Origin of the sequence: Calothrix sp. NIES-2098 (genome assembly GCF_963875125.1) — a bacterium.
In the GTDB taxonomy this organism is placed as follows: Bacteria; Cyanobacteriota; Cyanobacteriia; order Cyanobacteriales; family Nostocaceae; genus Aulosira.
Map to the genome: position 1 here is coordinate 7725357 of NZ_CAWNKJ010000001.1, position 16759 is coordinate 7742115.

The following is a 16759-nucleotide window of genomic DNA, read 5'->3' on the forward strand; positions in this document are numbered from 1 at the left end:
GAAGTTGACTTGTCACATTCAATCATTGACAATTACACTAAAATTCATCCGGTTTCTGGGGGTTGACAGTCATCTTGAATACACTGGCTGGACGCTACGAAATCATTCGACAATTAGGCGGCGGTGGCTTTGCTGTAACATTTCTGGCTAGGGATATTTTGCAACCTAGCAAGCCTTTATGTGTAGTCAAGCAACTGCGTCCTAATCAGTCTCATCCCCGTGTTGTGGAATTTTTTGAAAAAGAAGCGGCTATTCTCGAAAAGCTAGGCCAACATCCCCAAATTCCCCAATTATTAGCACATTTTAACGAAAACGAAAATCTTTACATAATTCAAGAATTTATCGAAGGACAAGACTTGAGCCAAGAATTCATTCCTGGTGCGCAGCTGAGTGAGGATAATGCAACTCAGTTGTTGGAAGATATTCTAGAAGTTGTGTCTTTTATACATAGTAAAGGAGTGATTCACCGCGACATTAAGCCGCAAAATCTAATGCGACGACATGAAGATGGTCGAATTTTCCTGATTGATTTTGGAGCAGTGAAAGAACTTGGCTCTTTGATAGTGAATTCTCAAGGTGAGGTATACTCTAGCGTTGTTATCGGTACTCCCGGCTATATGCCCAACGAGCAAAAGAATGGTAAACCTTGTTTGGGTAGTGATGTGTATGCTGTGGGGATGACGATAATTCAAGCTTTGACTGGTGATTTACCCTCTGACTTGCAAGAAGACCCATTGACAGGTGAAATCATCTGGCAGAATCAAGTACAGGTGAGCGACCATCTGGCTCAGGTGTTAACTCAAATGGTACGCCGTCACTTCAGTTTGCGCTATTCTCAAGCTGCAGAAGCGTTGCAAGCCTTAAAACTAGCGCCCACAATTCTTCTTAATCCCTCAGCCGAGCAAATATTCTTTCAAGAAGCTAGAAGTCGCGCAAAACAAGGTCAGGGGACTTTTTCGATTTTTGCTTTGAAAATACTAGAATCTAAGCGACATGAGTTAGGTTTATCTGAGGATCGAGCTAAGGAAATTCAAGAAGAAGTTCTCCAACCCTATCGCGAGTATCAGCAGAAATTACAGGAGTATGAACAAGCACTAATTGATGCAGTTAAACATCAATATCCTTTTGACCAAACCACTCAAAAAGATTTGCAAGACTATCAGCAATATTTAGGATTACACCATGAAGATATCGTGGCGATAGAAGAAAGGGTCATTACCCAAAAATCGCCGCAGTGGAAAGCGCAAATTCAAACCGAGCTGTTTGAATTTGAGTTTGCTACTCTAAATGTCAAATCCGACTTATCAAAGAACACCAGAGCCTGGATAATTAATCGCATTTGGGGACGAGCCAAGTTTTTTACAGAAAACCTGGGTAATGATTTAGTTTTAGAAATGGTTGCAATTCCCGGTGGAGAATTATTGATGGGTTCTCCAAGAGATGAAGCAGAACGATATAACTCTGAAAGTCCACAACACACTGTTACGCTTCAACCCTTTTTCATGGGGAAATATTTGGTTACTCAGAGCCAATGGAAAGCTGTTGCGGCGCTAGAGAAGGTGAATATTCAATTAAATCCCGAAGTCTCTCATTTTAAAGGCACTAATCGACCTGTGGAACAAGTTTCCTGGGATGAAGCAGTTGAATTTTGTGCTCGACTTGCGCAAGCAACGGGAAAACCCTATCGCTTACCAACTGAGGCAGAATGGGAATACGCCTGTCGTGCAGGAACAACTACTCCGTTTTGTGTTGGTGAAACAATTACAACCGATTTAGCTAATTACAACGGGAATTACACTTACGCTTCTGGGCCCAAGGGTAAATATTGCGGACAGACAACGGATGTCGGAATATTTCCTGCCAACCCCTTTGGGTTATTTGATATGCATGGTAATACATGGGAATGGTGCGAAGATAGCTGGCACAAAAATTATAAAGGAGCGCCAGCCGATGGAAGTGTTTGGATGAGTGATAATCATACTCGTTTGCTGCGGGGTGGTTCCTGGAATATGAACCCGTGGAATTGCCGTTCAGCGGTACGCAACTGTAACGCGCGAGATAATAAATACATCAATGTTGGTTTTCGAGTTGCGCTGAGTTTGTCGAGCAATTAAGGTGTCTCAAAATTTGCGTAACAAGTAGTTTCTTTAACAAAGCAACGATTTTCTTTAACAGACTGATCGCTTTGTTTAACAAACCAACGACTTTCTTTAACAGACTGATCGCTTTGTTTAACAAACCAACGACTTTCTTTAACAGACTAATCACTTTGTTTAACAAACCAACGACTTTCTTTAACAGACTAATTACTTTGTTTAACAAAGCAACGATTTTCTTTAACAGACTAATCACTTTGGTTAATAAAGCGATCGCTTTCTTGATGTCTTTCCTAGAATGCCCGATTGTAGAGTTGGGAGTTGTGCTGGCTTTGAGCAATTAAGTTAGGCAGTCGATACAATTGCAATCTGAGTTGATGCGATCGCATTGTAAGCCGATGCAATGTAACTTTTAGTGGATGCGTAGACGCGGAGCAGCTTGTGGTAGACATCACCTAACGTTCGGTACGGGAGGCAAGAGCATCTTCATCTTAGCTATTAGCCTTGAAATTGATTCCAAGACGAGATGGCAAGGAAGCAAAAGATTTAGAATATGATTTTTTTAGAGCTAGAAACTAAAAACTGAAAATGACAGCATATGCCCTAAATTTACCTGACCAGTTGAAGCATGAAATTGAGCAATTAGCTCAGATTCAGGGGATTTCGCTTGACCAATTTATTCTATGGGCTGTAACCGAAAAAGTCAGTACCCTGAAAGCATCTTTTCCACAAATTGCTTATCGTCAGGCGTCAAATGGGCAACTTGTACCGATCGTCAAAGGAACAGGAATTCGAGTGCAGACTGTGGCGATCGCTTCCCAAAAATGGGGTATGAATACAAGTCAGATAAAGAATGAGTACGATCTGACTGAGACACAGGTAAGAGAAGCTCTGAGTTTTTATGCAGTAAATAAGGAGCAAATTGACGCTGCGATCGCTTCTGAGCAATCCTTAGAAATTGTGAATGGTTAAGCTCAAGCTTCATCTGGATGCAGATACATCCATTAAATCGCTACATTCAGCATTGGTATCGAAAGGGCATGATGTCACGCGTACTCCAAATGACTGGATGCCCTTGGATGCTAGTGATGAAATTCAATTATTACGCGCAACTGCTCAGGGTAGATGTATCTTTACTTTCAACGTGAGAGACTTTATTGTTCTAGCGCAACAGTATCCTCAACATGGCGGTATTATTCTTGCTGCTCAGAATAGTTGGTCACTTTCAGATTTGATTGCGGCATTAGATCGCCTTTTATCTCAAGCAGAAGCGACAGATTGGGTTGGTCAGGTAGATTGGCTCAATCGGTGGCGAGAGTAGTTATTACATTTGAACCTGATACCTCAACAACCGTCGCATCTACGCTAAACCGACTACAATATATACGCAACTCGCGCTTCCTGAAGGAGTATCCAGTAGTGCAGCCGGACTTATTAGGTTTGGAAATTAGTAAAGGAGAATTAAGACGCTTAACTGGATTTGATTCAGAAGACGTTTTTCGACCTTCTATTATGGCAGACCGCGAGAAGCGATTAGGATTTTTGATGAATGAAGGATTGGTGGCTTTAGCGCTCACACCAATTATTGTTGGTGGGATTTATGCGTTTATTATTTTGCCAATAATTGGTTCTTCAATTAAATTAGGAATCATTTTACTAATTCTAGTGCCAATTGCGGTGATAGTTGGGCGATCGCTCTGGCGGCGGTTCACTTGTCCGCAAGCGTTGTCAATTCTTTTAGATGAAGTCGATAAATATCATGCAGTCATCAAAGCCATAGATATTAACGACCAATTAGCAACATCTGGCAATACGCAAAGCAGTATCAATGACCGAGATAAAGTCATCTCAGCCTTGCAACTAATCAGAGAAGATTTAGTTCGAGCTTTGAAAACCGAACGAATTTTACGAGATAATAAAAAACTGCTTGCTAATAATCAAGAGTTATTTGTCAATAATTTAGCTAATCTCCAAGCCTTACAACTTAGTAGTCAGGCAGGTGAATACGCGCAATTCCTCAATCAATCATTGCAGATTGCCCTGGATGTGCAAGCGGAAATCAGCAAACTACAGTCGCCGCGTTGATTTAAATGAGCAACAAACCAAAAATTATTGTCCTGGATGATGACCCGACAGGTTCTCAAACAGTCCACAGCTGTTTGCTGCTGATGCATTGGGATGTGGAAACTTTACGCTTGGGATTGCAAGATAATTCACCGATTTTCTTTATTCTGACAAATACCCGCGCTTTACCACCAGAGTCAGCTGCATCTGTTACCAAAGAAGTCTGCCGTAATTTGAAAATTGCCTTAGATGCGGAAGGAATTGCAGATTTTCTGGTTGTGAGTCGTTCTGATTCGACCTTAAGAGGACATTATCCCATCGAAACAGATGCGATCGCTGAAGAACTCGGCCCCTTTGATGCCCATTTTCTCGTCCCAGCATTTTTTGAAGGCGGACGCATCACCCGCGACAGCATACATTATTTATTTATTGATGGTGTCCCTACGCCAGTGCATGAAACTGAGTTTGCTCGCGATTCAGTATTCAGCTACCATCACAGTTATTTGCCCAAGTACGTAGAAGAAAAAACCGCAGGACAAATTCCGGCTGAGTCTGTGGAAAGATTTTTGCTGGACGATATTCGTGCTGGAACTTTAGAACGGTTACTGCAACTGAGTGGTAATCAATGCGTTGTTGTCGATGGTGAAACTCAAGCCGATCTCAACTCGTTTGCCAGAGATATCTTAAAAGCAGCTAGTCAGGGTAAACGCTTTTTATTCCGCAGTGCCGCCAGTATTTTAACCGCTTTAGCCGCCTTACCTCCCCAACCGATTGCCGCCGAAAACATGGCAGAGTATGTACGTGGTGGTAAACCAGGTGCAGTTATCGTTGGTTCCCACGTCAAAAAGACAACGCAACAACTAGAAGCACTCTTACAAGAAACAGAAACGGTAGGAATTGAAGTCAATGTTGCCCAACTTCTTCACGATCCAGCGAATCAATCTGCTACACTGCTAACCGAGATCCTGGAAAGTGTAAAAGCGGCACACAACGCTGGTAAAACCCCAGTAGTTTATACAAGCCGTCAAGAACTAACTTTTAAGGACGTTAATACAAGGTTAGAGTTTGGCATCAAGGTGTCTGCTTTATTAATGGATATTGTTCGAGGTTTACCAGCTGATATAGGATTCTTAATCGGTAAAGGCGGCATTACTTCTAATGATGTCCTCAGTACTGGCCTTGCCTTAACTTCAGCCCGTTTACTCGGTCAAATTTTAGCTGGTTGTTCGATGGTTCTGACACCAACAGACCATCCTCAATTTCCGAAGTTGCCAGTAGTATTATTTCCTGGTAATGTTGGCGATGCTGATTCTTTAGCAACCATTTATCGCAGGTTGACGAACAAAGTTTTGAGTAAGGAGTCCTGAGTTATGAGTGAAGATTTTTATTTTGTCTGATATACTCAGCACTTTCTGGTGTGAGGATATTGTTGCCCAATGCAACTAATTTTGTATTGATAATTGCTCCGATTGTTCCTTGTTTTTTGGCTGGTGCTGCATGACTTCTGATTCTGCCGATTTAGAGTCAAATTCTGCACTTCCTGATGCAGATTCAATATCTAACGTTTCCGATCGAGAGTCAAATTCTGTTCTCCCTGAGGTAGAACTAAATTCTGTTCTTCATTATTTAAAGACAAATTCTGCGCCTGCTGATGCGGAAGTAAATTCAGACAAGCCTGACTCACAGACAAATTCTGCTGCTGTTGATGCATCATCAAATCTAGAGAACCCTGACTCACAGATAAATTCTCCGCCTCAAGATGCAGCCTCTCATGCTGCTATACCCAATTTAGATTCAATTTCTGCCCTTTCCGATCTAAATGCTCTTGATTTACCATTACCAGAAAATCAGGTAAAAAATAATATTCAAGTCCAATGGAAAACTGAGGAGGGAAGACTTTTATTAATTTTGCCGACAGAAGCACAAGTACCAGCCGCAGAATTTAGCTGGTACGAAGTTTGGCAACAGATGCGCCAACGCCTACAAGCAGAACGCTTTCGCACACCCAATACACCAGTGTATCTGATGGCAAAAGACCGCTTGTTAGATAGCCGACAACTCCAAGAACTGGCGGAAGTTTTAAGTGAAGTTCAATTACAGTTAAAATCTGTAGCTACTAGTCGCCGTCAAACTGCGATCGCGGCTGTCTCTTCTGGTTATTCTGTAGAACAACTCCAACTAGAAACTTCTCTCAGTTCGGAAGTTAAAACTACCCCCACCCCCTTAGCAGATGCCCTTTATCTAGAAATGACAGTACGTTCTGGAGTTGAAATTCGTCATCCGGGAAGTGTCATCATTTTGGGAGATTTAAATCCAGGTGGTATCGTAGTTGCAGATGGAGATATTTTAGTTTGGGGTCGGTTACGGGGTATCGCCCATGCTGGTGCTAGTGGCAATCGTGAGTGTCTGATTATGTCCTTGCAAATGGAACCAACCCAATTGCGGATTGCAGATGCCGTAGCTAGGGCACCAGAAAAATCGCCAACACAGTTTTCTCCCGAAGTAGCGCACATAACACCGCAAGGCATTCGCATCGCCAGGGCTATTGATTTTTCCCGCAACCAATTTAAGTAGGATCGATCGGGAGCCTTAAGTAATTACTATATTTCCTAAACCCTATTGAGCGTGTTTCGATCATGACTCGCATTATTGTCATTACCTCCGGTAAAGGAGGGGTGGGTAAAACCACAGTTTCAGCAAATCTGGGCATGGCTATAGCCAAAATTGGGCGTCAAGTAGCCTTAGTTGATGCGGATTTTGGTTTGAGAAATTTGGATTTGCTACTAGGACTAGAAAACCGCATTGTCTATACGGCGGTGGAAGTTCTAGCGAGGGAGTGTCGCTTAGAACAAGCTTTAGTCAAAGATAAGCGACAAACTAATCTCGTACTCCTACCCGCAGCCCAAAATCGCACCAAAGAATCAGTTACACCCGACCAGATGAAGTTATTGGTGAACGCCCTGGCGCAAAAGTACCAGTACGTAATCATCGATAGTCCGGCGGGTATTGAAATGGGTTTCAAAAATGCGATCGCACCCGCAAAAGAAGCCCTTATCGTCACCACACCCGAAATTTCTGCCGTCCGTGATGCTGACCGGGTAGTTGGGTTATTAGAAGCACAAGGTATTAAGCGGATTCATCTCATAATTAACCGGATCAGACCCGCAATGGTGCGAGCCAATGATATGATGTCTGTTCAAGATGTTCAGGAACTTCTCGCCATCCCCCTCATTGGTGTGATCCCCGACGATGAGCGTGTTATTGTCTCTACCAATCGCGGCGAACCTCTGGTATTATCAGACACACCTTCTTTAGCTGCCACAGCCTTTGAGAACATTGCTCGCAGATTGGAAGGGGAATCTGTCGAATTTCTTGAACTCGACTCACACCATGACAACATCTTTACTCGTTTGAGAAAGTTGTTGTGGACTAAGATTGGTTAACTAATTTTCCTGTCCCCGCAGACCTATTTGCAATGATTCTTGAACTTTTAGAAAGGCTTTTTGTTCGTTCTCCAGATACCAGTCGCACTCACGTTAAACGCCGCCTGCAATTGGTGATAGCCCACGATCGCGCTGACTTAGACCCGCAGAAGTTGGAAAAAATGCGACAAGAAATCCTAGAGATTGTTTGTCGTTATGTAGAAGTTGATACAGATCACTTGGAGTTTTCTCTAGAAAGCAACCAACGAACTACAGCTTTGATTGCCAACTTGCCCATCCGTAGAGTCAAAGAAGATACAGAAGAATTAGTAGAAACTAGTAGCGAAACGACTTTGTAGTTTTATACTAAGTATTTTTCTAGTTAATAGCGATTGGCTAATTGCTAATGGCTAATAATTTTGTGCGAAAGCCAAAATTTCAAAGATGTTTATCCTCGCCTTGAGTTCGATGTTGAATTGCTCATAAAATTGAACAAAACATCTTCTACATTATTGATTTCAAGCCGTAATAAATACAAGCAAAACTACCAACTAAATAAACAAACCAAGTAGTGAAAAAGCCAATTGCTCTCCCAACAGAAGGGCCATAAGTATTAATTAAACCCCATGCATGAGCAATCCGAGCAACAGTAAGAGCGCTACCCAAAAGCCACACCAACCATATTGGTGTGTGCATCAATTCCAGAGCAATTATAAATAACAATCCATGAGGTACATACTCAGCAAAATTGCCATGCGCGCGCACCTTTCTTTGTAGCAGACTATGATCTTTTCTTAGTTCAGGAAAGAGTTTTTGAGTTATATTCTCAACACTACTAGCCCAAGGATTAGGATTGTCTAGAGGGTTGGGCTGTTGTGCGACATCTGCTTTAGATTCCCCATGCCAAACCCTTGTTTTTAGCCTTTCATCTGCTGCAATATAAGAAAGAGAAAAGGCAATAAGACCATTCAGCCCAATAAAAAGAGTTGATACGGGAATACTATTTTCAATCATCTCGATTCCTCAAGCACATCGCTATATTTAATTGAAAATATCAAACTCATACTAAGTTGCAGTTTGTTGTAGTACCTCAGAATTAATGAGATTGCTTCCCTTCACTGCATTCCGGTCGCAATGACAGATACTATCTTTAATTGAAACTTGATATCAAAACTTATTTTTAATCATACGACTAATAAGCTTCTTGCAATAACAAAAAAATCCCGTTGTCAACTCAGCAACAACGGGATTCTATAGGGATTTTAGATCAAAAAACTATCGATAGGCGACTTGGGGGCCTGCCCAAGCATCTGTCAGCTTTTGACCAAAAGTAATTGGCTGATCTGTATCTGGATTTGTATTGACAGTCTTACCATCAATTGCCACTTTTACTAAAGGCCAATCTTCATCACCTAGTTCGCCAGCACGGAATAGTACGTGATCGGGTTGACTCTTACTCCAACCTAATAACACTGCAATCTTTTCATGCTCATCTGGATTATTTACAGGAGAAACAGTGTTAGCTTGATTATTTTGTCTATCCCAAATAACTGCTCGATCTGTCGCATCGGCTGTGTTGAATATACCTTCAAATCTCCGTGCTAAGAAGCGCTCGCCTTTTTCTGACCAACTAACAGGCACTAACACGCCAATTTTACCTTGATCTTGTGTTGCTTCTGAAGACTGAGCTTTTGCTTGCAACAGGGGATCGCTAAGTACAGAAGTTGAAGCAATTACCCGTAACTTTTTGGTTTGTACTTCTTCCACAAACAAAACACTAGTAACACGGCTGTTGTACATTTCGGGTTTTACTTCCAGTCGTACCCGACTATAAACAATATGCTTGCCGTCTGGAGAAACTACAGGAACGCTACGGTAGTAACGTACTCCACCGCCCTTAGAGCCAATTGCCTCTTGCGTAGCCATAATCCATTTCCAGGGAATAGGATGGGGGCTACCGATAGGATCTGCTGCTGCTTGTTCTGGGCCAGATTGTTCCGAAACAGGTACTTCCTTGTTGGCTTCTGGTTGTGTTTCTTTCAAAATCGGAGAAACTTGAGTTGCTGCCAACGATTGCGTAACAATTATCTTTTTTGGCAGAGAATTATCTGCTGTTAAAGATTGGATTTTAGAATTTCTTAATTTTTGTAATAAATTTAATTGGCTAGAAGACAGCTTGGTAGAGGGCGCGAGTTCTACTGCTGTTAATGAATCTTTAGCAGCTACATCATTGCTGGCAACAGAATCTTCTGTAACAACATTTGCTGCTTCTGGAGAAGACTCTATTTTTTCCGTTGATGAGAATTGCGGTTGTCCAATAATACCCATACCTTGTAGTTGAGAGTCAGATTCTCTCGTCAAGGTGTTACTTGGTGCTGCTTGTAAAATATCAGCTACATCAGGTTCGCTAACAGCAGCTATTTCTGTTGAGTTTGAACCGGATGATTCACTCTCAGAGGTGCTTTTTGCTACTTCTGATTGCCTAGCCGAGGTAGAATGACCTGATGCCGCTACTAGCGGTGCAATCAGTATCACAACGACAGCATATTTAATAAATGGTTTTACGCGAAACCATCCAGACAGCAAAAGAGGTTTAAGCATGGGTTGACTCTCTAGGGGGGCGGTTGCTGTGTGAGGAGCAGACCTGGGCAGCAATGAGGTTTGGCTATAACTATAGGTATAACAAGAAACTCAAATTTTTAACGAGATAATTTGTTCAAATTTATCACAGCTTTACAAAACTTAAGTATCATAGTTTACACCTAATAAAAGCTAATATACTGGTATTAGTCAGCCCTCTGTTATTATAGTAATAATACAGATCGACTAAGCCATATAAAGTACAAAACAAGCTAGTTTGACACTTAACACCTAATCGTACCTAGGGGTATCGCTCAAAAGGCATTAAGAGTCCAATTTCAGCTGTTAATAACAACAGCCGAGATTTAAATAAGTGGACTGTTAGGAGTTGTTTTAGGGATCGCTAACCCGCAGGCTCTCTCCCTACATATAACCTGCGACAAAATCGCAGAATTTGAATTAAGGGAAATTTGAGGCGTTACTTGAAAAGCTGGCAAAGCTGACGCGCAACATATTTATAACTCAAAAACCATTACTAGTATCTACCCAAGAGCAGAAATTGTCATCTGTTCTACATTAATTGTGAGAATACAGTGACATAGCTCAATTTAAGGGAACACACGAAACGAGATTTAGCTGGTAGACGCCCAGAAGATTGCCGTCAAACATTGCCAAAGGGTTGATTTCGCTAGCAGCAGCAGCAGTTATTACTACGTTATTTGCTGGCTAACTTAAACTTAATTATAAGTTTATCAAGGAACCTTGAGTTTCACCAATATCAAACTACTTTAGCACTAAAAAACTTATCTTTATTGTCAAGAGTCCAAAGTCTATTAACATCATGTCCGGTTAATGAGTTATGAATCCCATATCTGTGCAAAAATCTGAAAACTCTTTCTTTCTGTGTCCCCTGACCCCTTGCAGTCTCAACGATCAGTCTTTCACCAGACACGATATAACCCTTGACTCTTGACCATTAACTATTAATATTTGACTATTGACTAGCATGAAAATCGTATTTTTTGGTACTCCCCAGTTTGCTGTTCCCACTCTCGAAAAATTGCTGAATCACCCAGATATTGAGGTATTAGCAGTTGTCACTCAACCAGATAAACGCCGGGAAAGAGGGAATAAACTGACACCTTCACCAATAAAAACTCTTGCTACTGCTGCTAACTTGCCTGTATGGCAACCCCAACGGCTAAAAAAACACACTGAAACGTTAAACAAACTCCAAGAAACAGATGCAGATGCCTTTGTCGTTGTAGCCTATGGGCAAATTTTGTCACAAAACATCTTAGATATGCCGAAGTTAGGCTGCATTAACGTGCATGGTTCAATTTTGCCTAAATATCGGGGTGCTGCTCCCATTCAATGGTGTTTGTATAACGGTGAGTCAGAAACGGGGATCGCTACCATGTTAATGGATGCTGGCATGGATACAGGTGCAATGCTGCTGAAAGCAACTACACCTATTGAATTACTTGATAATGCTTACACTTTGGCTGAAAGACTCGCTACATTAGGTGCAGACTTATTGCTGGAAACCTTATTTAAACTGGAACGACAAGAAATCACAGCAATTCCTCAAGATAATTCTGAAGCGACTTATGCACCACTAATTAAAAAGCAGGACTATAGTTTAGATTGGTCAAAGAGCGCTATGCAATTACACAACCAAATCAGAGGCTTTTACCCTAACTGCACTGCCAGCTTTCGCAACCAAGCACTAAAAATTACTGCTACCGTTCCCCTTGGTTCTGCTTACAGCTATAAGCTACCACCAGAATTAGAAAAAATAACTCACAAATTGCCTGATTTGTCAACGTTATCCGGTAGTCCGGGAGAAGTGGTAAACATTACCAAGGGAATTGGAGCGATTGTCCAAACTGGTGAAGGTATGTTGTTGTTGCGAGAGGTTCAGTTAGCTGGCAAACGTCCTCAGTCGGGATGGGATTTTGTTAATGGCACCCGCTTAACTGTAGGAGAGGTGTTTGAAAAAGGCTGAAGTGTTAAGTGTGAAGTATGAATTTCATCCTTCAGCCTCGATTCTTTCATAGAATCGGCAAGATGTACAAGGGCCGCTGGGATTGACTGCACAACGAACGATTTCTGATTGCGCATTGTAGCAACAAGTGGCATCGCCGATTACCCAGCGTCCGTCTACCAAGCTTTTCTCAGCTGGTCTTTGAGCAGACTGTACGTAAAGGGCGATATTATGCAAGCGGTAACGCCCTGCTTTAAGTTGGTATTTATGGCGGCGTTCCAAAACTGCGTAGGTTTTACCTTCAAAATCGAGGTAATTTCCTGGTTGGGGTGTCCAATCAAGTTGCGCTCTACCGAGGGATTGACGCGGATGCGTCAAAATCACCTCGGTTGGTAAAGAGTCTGGCTCCATAAGCTTATGTGATTTGATTTACATTATAAAAATGGTATCTTAGTAACCTCTTTTAGCTTAACGAATTTAGATTATAATTAATAGTTTGCTAAATCTCCTGGGTTGAGATACAGCGATCGCGTTGTGAAAGTGGATCGTTGATAGACAATCGCTGTCTGTTTGAGTTATGTAAATCAAAATCTGCCAACTGTAGATCGTTGTTGAGGCTATATTAAAGCATTCAATATCAGTAACGAGCGCCTATGGCATTTATACAAGAGAGTCCAAATAAACTTATTTTGACATTCCGACCTTGGTATATGTGGATCGTAGCGGGATTATGCTGCTGCATCTGGTTGCCTTTTTTCAGCATCTTTGCATCCCAATTCACTACTAATGCGTTAATTTGTCAGCGTTCCCAAGCACAGTCAGAAACTTGTCATTTAGTTCAGACAAACATTTTATTTTTTCATACTAAAAATATCCCGATAGGGAAATTGCAAGGAGCTAAATTTGATAAACATAATATTAGCGATTCGACTGGTCAATTCCAAAGAGTTATCTTAATTACCAATGTAGGAGAAATAGTCTTTTCCTCGGTCAAGACTTTTCGCCCTAACATTACTAGTTATGAACTCAATAATATTACGGATAAAATTAATCTGTTTGTCAACAATCCTCAAGAGTCAAATTTAAAGATAGAGAAGGAAGATATTTTCATAGTTAGAATTTTTGTAGTTGTAGTCATAATGAATCTGTTATGGCTTGCTTTCTGTAGTGATGTTGTTACTTGTGTTTTTGATAAAAGTCGCGGTTCTTTAACTAAAAAATGTCAGTGGTTTTTTATCATCTCTAGAACTGTAGAGTATCAATTACAAGATATTATTGATATTCATGTTCAAGAAAGGCGAAATCGCAGCGTTACAGGTTATCGCATTACCTTATTAAGAAACTCTGGTAAGGACATACATCTGACTAGTTATCATACTAATTATTTCAAAGGTAGACAAAAAATGGATGAAACCGCTGAGGCGATCGCTAAATTTTTGGGTCGATATAAAATTCTATACTAAGTAAATTCGCATGAAGATTAATCATCGTCTGCTAAATTTTTTGGGCTGAGAACCAGCGATCGCTCGTCACTTCGAGAAACCACTTTCAGGATGTTTACTAGCAGTCAAAATATCAATCAAGATTATTATGGATAACTTTCTAGAGCGATCGCATTGTCTGTAATTTAACAGATGAATAATTATGTGTAAAACAATCTAATTCTCAGAATGCTTATTTGTCCAATACGATCGGTTATTTAAACTACCAAATTCACGAATGCACGCATGATTTGTAGTTATCATGAAACGCTGATTACGCTTCAAATTACCATTGACAAAATGCTATGATTAGCATCGAATCAATCACAATATTACTCGGTCAACTCTTCAGTTGAATTTTGTATCCAGGTTTAGCCTGCTGAGTAGTATAGGTGAATTTCCTAACACTCTGTTTGCTGCCTAGAAGAGATTGAGTAAAGATTCATAAATCTTTACAAATAGCAGCAGTCGCAGAGAGGCAAAGGAAAGAAGCTGTCCTGTGATGTGGTTGATTTATCGGGGAATCGGGCGTTGGGGACGATATGACGAAGGCTAAATTTCACAGAATGCCTATTACATAGTTTAAAGTTATGTAGCCTTTTGATTACGGAGCCTCAGCCACTGCGGTAAACTATGCCTTGATTATGATTCCTTCGCAGAGAAGAACACTCGAAAGGAGCCTTTTTTCAATGTCTCATACCGTAAAAATCTACGATACCTGCATTGGCTGCACCCAGTGCGTCCGCGCTTGCCCTACTGATGTATTGGAGATGGTGCCTTGGGACGGCTGCAAAGCTGCTCAAATTGCCTCTTCACCCCGTACAGAAGACTGCGTAGGATGCAAACGCTGTGAAACCGCTTGTCCCACCGACTTTTTAAGCATCCGGGTTTACCTGGGCGCTGAAACAACTCGCAGCATGGGTCTAGCTTATTGAGGAATTCTTTTTAATTTCTCATTTGGCTCGCAATCAAGTGTCTTAGTTAGCAAGCACCTTTAGGATCGTAGGGTGGATATTTGCCACCCTACAATATTGTTCTTTAAAAATAAATACTGTAATAAGGAGCGATAAGCTCCTTTTTTCTTTGCTAAAATGGCACTTCAATGGTATCAACTTAAACACGTTGGAATCATCCTCAACAGGGAGTAGTGAACTAAAATGTGCGGAATCGTTGGCTATATCGGCACTCAAGCGGCGACAGAAATTCTACTAGCTGGGTTAGAAAAACTGGAGTATCGTGGGTACGATTCCGCGGGAATCGCTACCATCTGGGAAGGTGATGTTCAATGCGTGCGGGCTAAAGGCAAACTGCATAACTTACGTTCTAAACTCGAAAAAACAGAAAATCCGGCGCAAATAGGCATTGGTCACACTCGCTGGGCGACTCATGGTAAACCAGAAGAGTACAACGCCCATCCCCATCTAGATACGGCGATGCGAGTAGCGGTAGTGCAAAATGGCATTATTGAAAACTACCGCGAGTTGCGAGATGAACTGAAATCAAAAGGACATCAGTTTCGTTCAGACACAGATACAGAAGTCATTCCTCACCTAATTGCCGAAATTCTCAAAACATCTTCCTCGTCTTTGCTAGATGCAGTTCGTCAAGCAGTCAAGCACCTGGAAGGTGCATTTGCGATCGCAGTAATTTCGGCAGACTATCCAGATGAATTGATTCTCGTTCGGCAACAAGCACCCTTGGTAATTGGCTTTGGACAAGGGGAGTTCTTTTGTGCCTCCGATACGCCCGCGATCGTTGCTTATACCCGCGCAGTACTACCATTAGATAATGGAGAAATTGCGCGCTTGACTCCGTTAGGCGTGGAAATTTACAATTTTGCTGGCGATCGCCTCAAAAAGCAACCTCGATTGCTTAACTTGAATCCCACGATGGTAGAAAAGCAGGGATTCAAGCATTTTATGCTCAAAGAAATTTACGAGCAGCCAGGAGTAGTACGCGCTAGTTTAGAAGCTTATTTCAGTAATAATGGTAATTCGGCTGCATCTACTCAGTCACCAATTAATCTCGGTTTACCTCCAGAATTTTACGCAGACATAGAACAAATTCAAATCGTTGCTTGCGGTACTAGTTGGCACGCCGCATTAGTAGGAAAATACTTGCTTGAACAACTAGCAGGGATTTCTACACAAGTACACTATGCTTCTGAGTATCGCTATGCGCCATCACCTTTGATACCCAACACATTAATTATTGGGGTGACACAATCAGGTGAAACAGCTGATACTCTAGCAGCTTTAGCGATGGAAAAAGAACGCCGCCAAGGTAGAGAAAGTAAATATCAAGCGCGATTGCTAGGGATTACTAATCGCCCAGAAAGCAGCCTCGGTCATATGCTTCCCCATATTATCAATACCTTAGCAGGAATAGAAATTGGGGTAGCAGCAACAAAAACCTTTATTGCGCAATTAATGGCGTTTTACGCTTTAGCGTTAGATTTATCGGCGCATCGTCAGACAATTTCCCCAGATAAAATAGCAGAGATTATTGAAGGTTTACGACACATTCCCAAAGAAATTGAAGCAACTTTAGAAACTCAAGAAAAATTAACCGAACATTTAGCCCACGATTTTGCTGAAACTCAAGATTTCATCTTTTTAGGCAGAGGAATTAACTTCCCGATCGCTTTAGAAGGCGCTTTGAAATTAAAAGAAATTAGCTACATTCACGCCGAAGGTTATCCCGCCGGAGAAATGAAACACGGCCCGATCGCGCTTTTGGATGCGAAAGTACCAGTAGTTGCGATCGCAGTTCCTGGTAGTGTTTATGAAAAGGTAATTTCTAACGCCCAGGAAGCCAAAGCCAGAGATTCTCGCTTAATTGGTGTCACACCCGTCAAAGATGGCGAAGCAGGCGAAATCTTCAACGATTTATTACCAGTACCAACTGTAGATGAACTACTTTCCCCACTTGTTTCCGTAGTACCTCTGCAATTATTGGCTTATCATATCGCTGCCCGTCGCGGTTTAGATGTTGACCAGCCCAGAAATTTAGCCAAATCAGTAACAGTGGAATAAAATAATACGGCTTATGTGAGTTGGTGTGGAGGAATAAAAAAGTTGGAAATTAAATAACAAACTTGGAACATAACTCTTGGGGGTAGATATTGCG

15 protein-coding genes are annotated in these 16759 nt (G+C 41.5%); 12 read left to right on the forward strand and 3 right to left on the reverse strand.

All coding sequences use genetic code 11. The features are described from left to right. The first annotated feature begins 62 nt into the window (after positions 1-62). From AACU33_RS32545 to minE, 8 genes are all read left to right on the forward strand, one after another. Positions 63-2114: a bifunctional serine/threonine-protein kinase/formylglycine-generating enzyme family protein gene (locus tag AACU33_RS32545; RefSeq protein WP_339376415.1), complete on the forward strand. Its 2052-nt coding sequence runs from the start codon at positions 63-65 to the stop codon at positions 2112-2114. Between the two features lie 570 nt (positions 2115-2684). Then, positions 2685-3068 (forward strand): DUF433 domain-containing protein, encoded by a 384-nt coding sequence (locus tag AACU33_RS32550; protein ID WP_096594399.1) that lies wholly within the window; start codon positions 2685-2687, stop codon positions 3066-3068. Continuing rightward, the gene (locus tag AACU33_RS32555) at positions 3061-3417 is read left to right on the forward strand and encodes a DUF5615 family PIN-like protein (RefSeq protein WP_096594400.1); all 357 of its coding nucleotides are present in this window, start codon (positions 3061-3063) and stop codon (positions 3415-3417) included. Before AACU33_RS32550 ends, AACU33_RS32555 begins: the two co-directional genes overlap by 8 nt. A gap of 98 nt (positions 3418-3515) precedes the next feature. Then, positions 3516-4181 carry a hypothetical protein gene (locus tag AACU33_RS32560; RefSeq protein ID WP_096594401.1) on the forward strand — a complete coding sequence of 222 codons (666 nt, stop codon included), beginning with the start codon at positions 3516-3518 and terminating at the stop codon, positions 4179-4181. A gap of 5 nt (positions 4182-4186) precedes the next feature. Beyond that, positions 4187-5527, forward strand: a complete 1341-nt coding sequence (locus AACU33_RS32565) for a four-carbon acid sugar kinase family protein (RefSeq protein ID WP_096594402.1) — start codon at positions 4187-4189, stop codon at positions 5525-5527. Positions 5528-5657: 130 nt separating this feature from the next. Further along, positions 5658-6734 carry a septum site-determining protein MinC gene (minC, locus tag AACU33_RS32570; RefSeq protein ID WP_096594403.1) on the forward strand — a complete coding sequence of 359 codons (1077 nt, stop codon included), beginning with the start codon at positions 5658-5660 and terminating at the stop codon, positions 6732-6734. Between the two features lie 62 nt (positions 6735-6796). Then, a complete protein-coding gene (gene minD / locus AACU33_RS32575; RefSeq protein WP_096594404.1) occupies positions 6797-7603 on the forward strand; it encodes a septum site-determining protein MinD in 807 nt (268 codons plus the stop codon). A 32-nt stretch (positions 7604-7635) separates the two neighbouring features. Beyond that, positions 7636-7941: a cell division topological specificity factor MinE gene (gene minE, locus AACU33_RS32580; RefSeq protein ID WP_096594405.1), complete on the forward strand. Its 306-nt coding sequence runs from the start codon at positions 7636-7638 to the stop codon at positions 7939-7941. Between the two features lie 145 nt (positions 7942-8086). Here minE and AACU33_RS32585 read toward each other — a convergent pair whose 3' ends face one another. Next, positions 8087-8596 (reverse strand): MAPEG family protein, encoded by a 510-nt coding sequence (locus tag AACU33_RS32585; protein WP_096594406.1) that lies wholly within the window; start codon positions 8594-8596, stop codon positions 8087-8089. Positions 8597-8857: 261 nt separating this feature from the next. Next, positions 8858-10183 (reverse strand): hypothetical protein, encoded by a 1326-nt coding sequence (locus tag AACU33_RS32590; RefSeq protein WP_096594407.1) that lies wholly within the window; start codon positions 10181-10183, stop codon positions 8858-8860. A 985-nt stretch (positions 10184-11168) separates the two neighbouring features. Between AACU33_RS32590 and fmt the strand changes: the two genes are divergently transcribed. Continuing rightward, on the forward strand, positions 11169-12170 hold the full coding sequence (fmt, locus tag AACU33_RS32595) for a methionyl-tRNA formyltransferase (RefSeq protein ID WP_096594408.1): 1002 nt from the start codon (positions 11169-11171) through the stop codon (positions 12168-12170). Positions 12171-12194: 24 nt separating this feature from the next. Here fmt and AACU33_RS32600 read toward each other — a convergent pair whose 3' ends face one another. Beyond that, positions 12195-12560: a DUF6464 family protein gene (locus AACU33_RS32600; RefSeq protein WP_096594409.1), complete on the reverse strand. Its 366-nt coding sequence runs from the start codon at positions 12558-12560 to the stop codon at positions 12195-12197. Between the two features lie 242 nt (positions 12561-12802). Between AACU33_RS32600 and AACU33_RS32605 the strand changes: the two genes are divergently transcribed. The 3 genes from AACU33_RS32605 to glmS all read left to right on the forward strand — a co-directional run bounded on the left by AACU33_RS32605 (position 12803) and on the right by glmS (position 16665). Continuing rightward, positions 12803-13612, forward strand: coding sequence for a hypothetical protein (locus AACU33_RS32605; RefSeq protein WP_096594410.1), 810 nt, complete (start codon positions 12803-12805; stop codon positions 13610-13612). Between the two features lie 707 nt (positions 13613-14319). After that, the gene (gene psaC, locus AACU33_RS32610) at positions 14320-14565 is read left to right on the forward strand and encodes a photosystem I iron-sulfur center protein PsaC (RefSeq protein ID WP_012411495.1); all 246 of its coding nucleotides are present in this window, start codon (positions 14320-14322) and stop codon (positions 14563-14565) included. Positions 14566-14787: 222 nt separating this feature from the next. Beyond that, complete coding sequence (gene glmS, locus AACU33_RS32615) at positions 14788-16665, forward strand: glutamine--fructose-6-phosphate transaminase (isomerizing) (RefSeq protein ID WP_096594411.1); 1878 nt, start codon at positions 14788-14790, stop codon at positions 16663-16665. Positions 16666-16759: the final 94 nt, after the last annotated feature.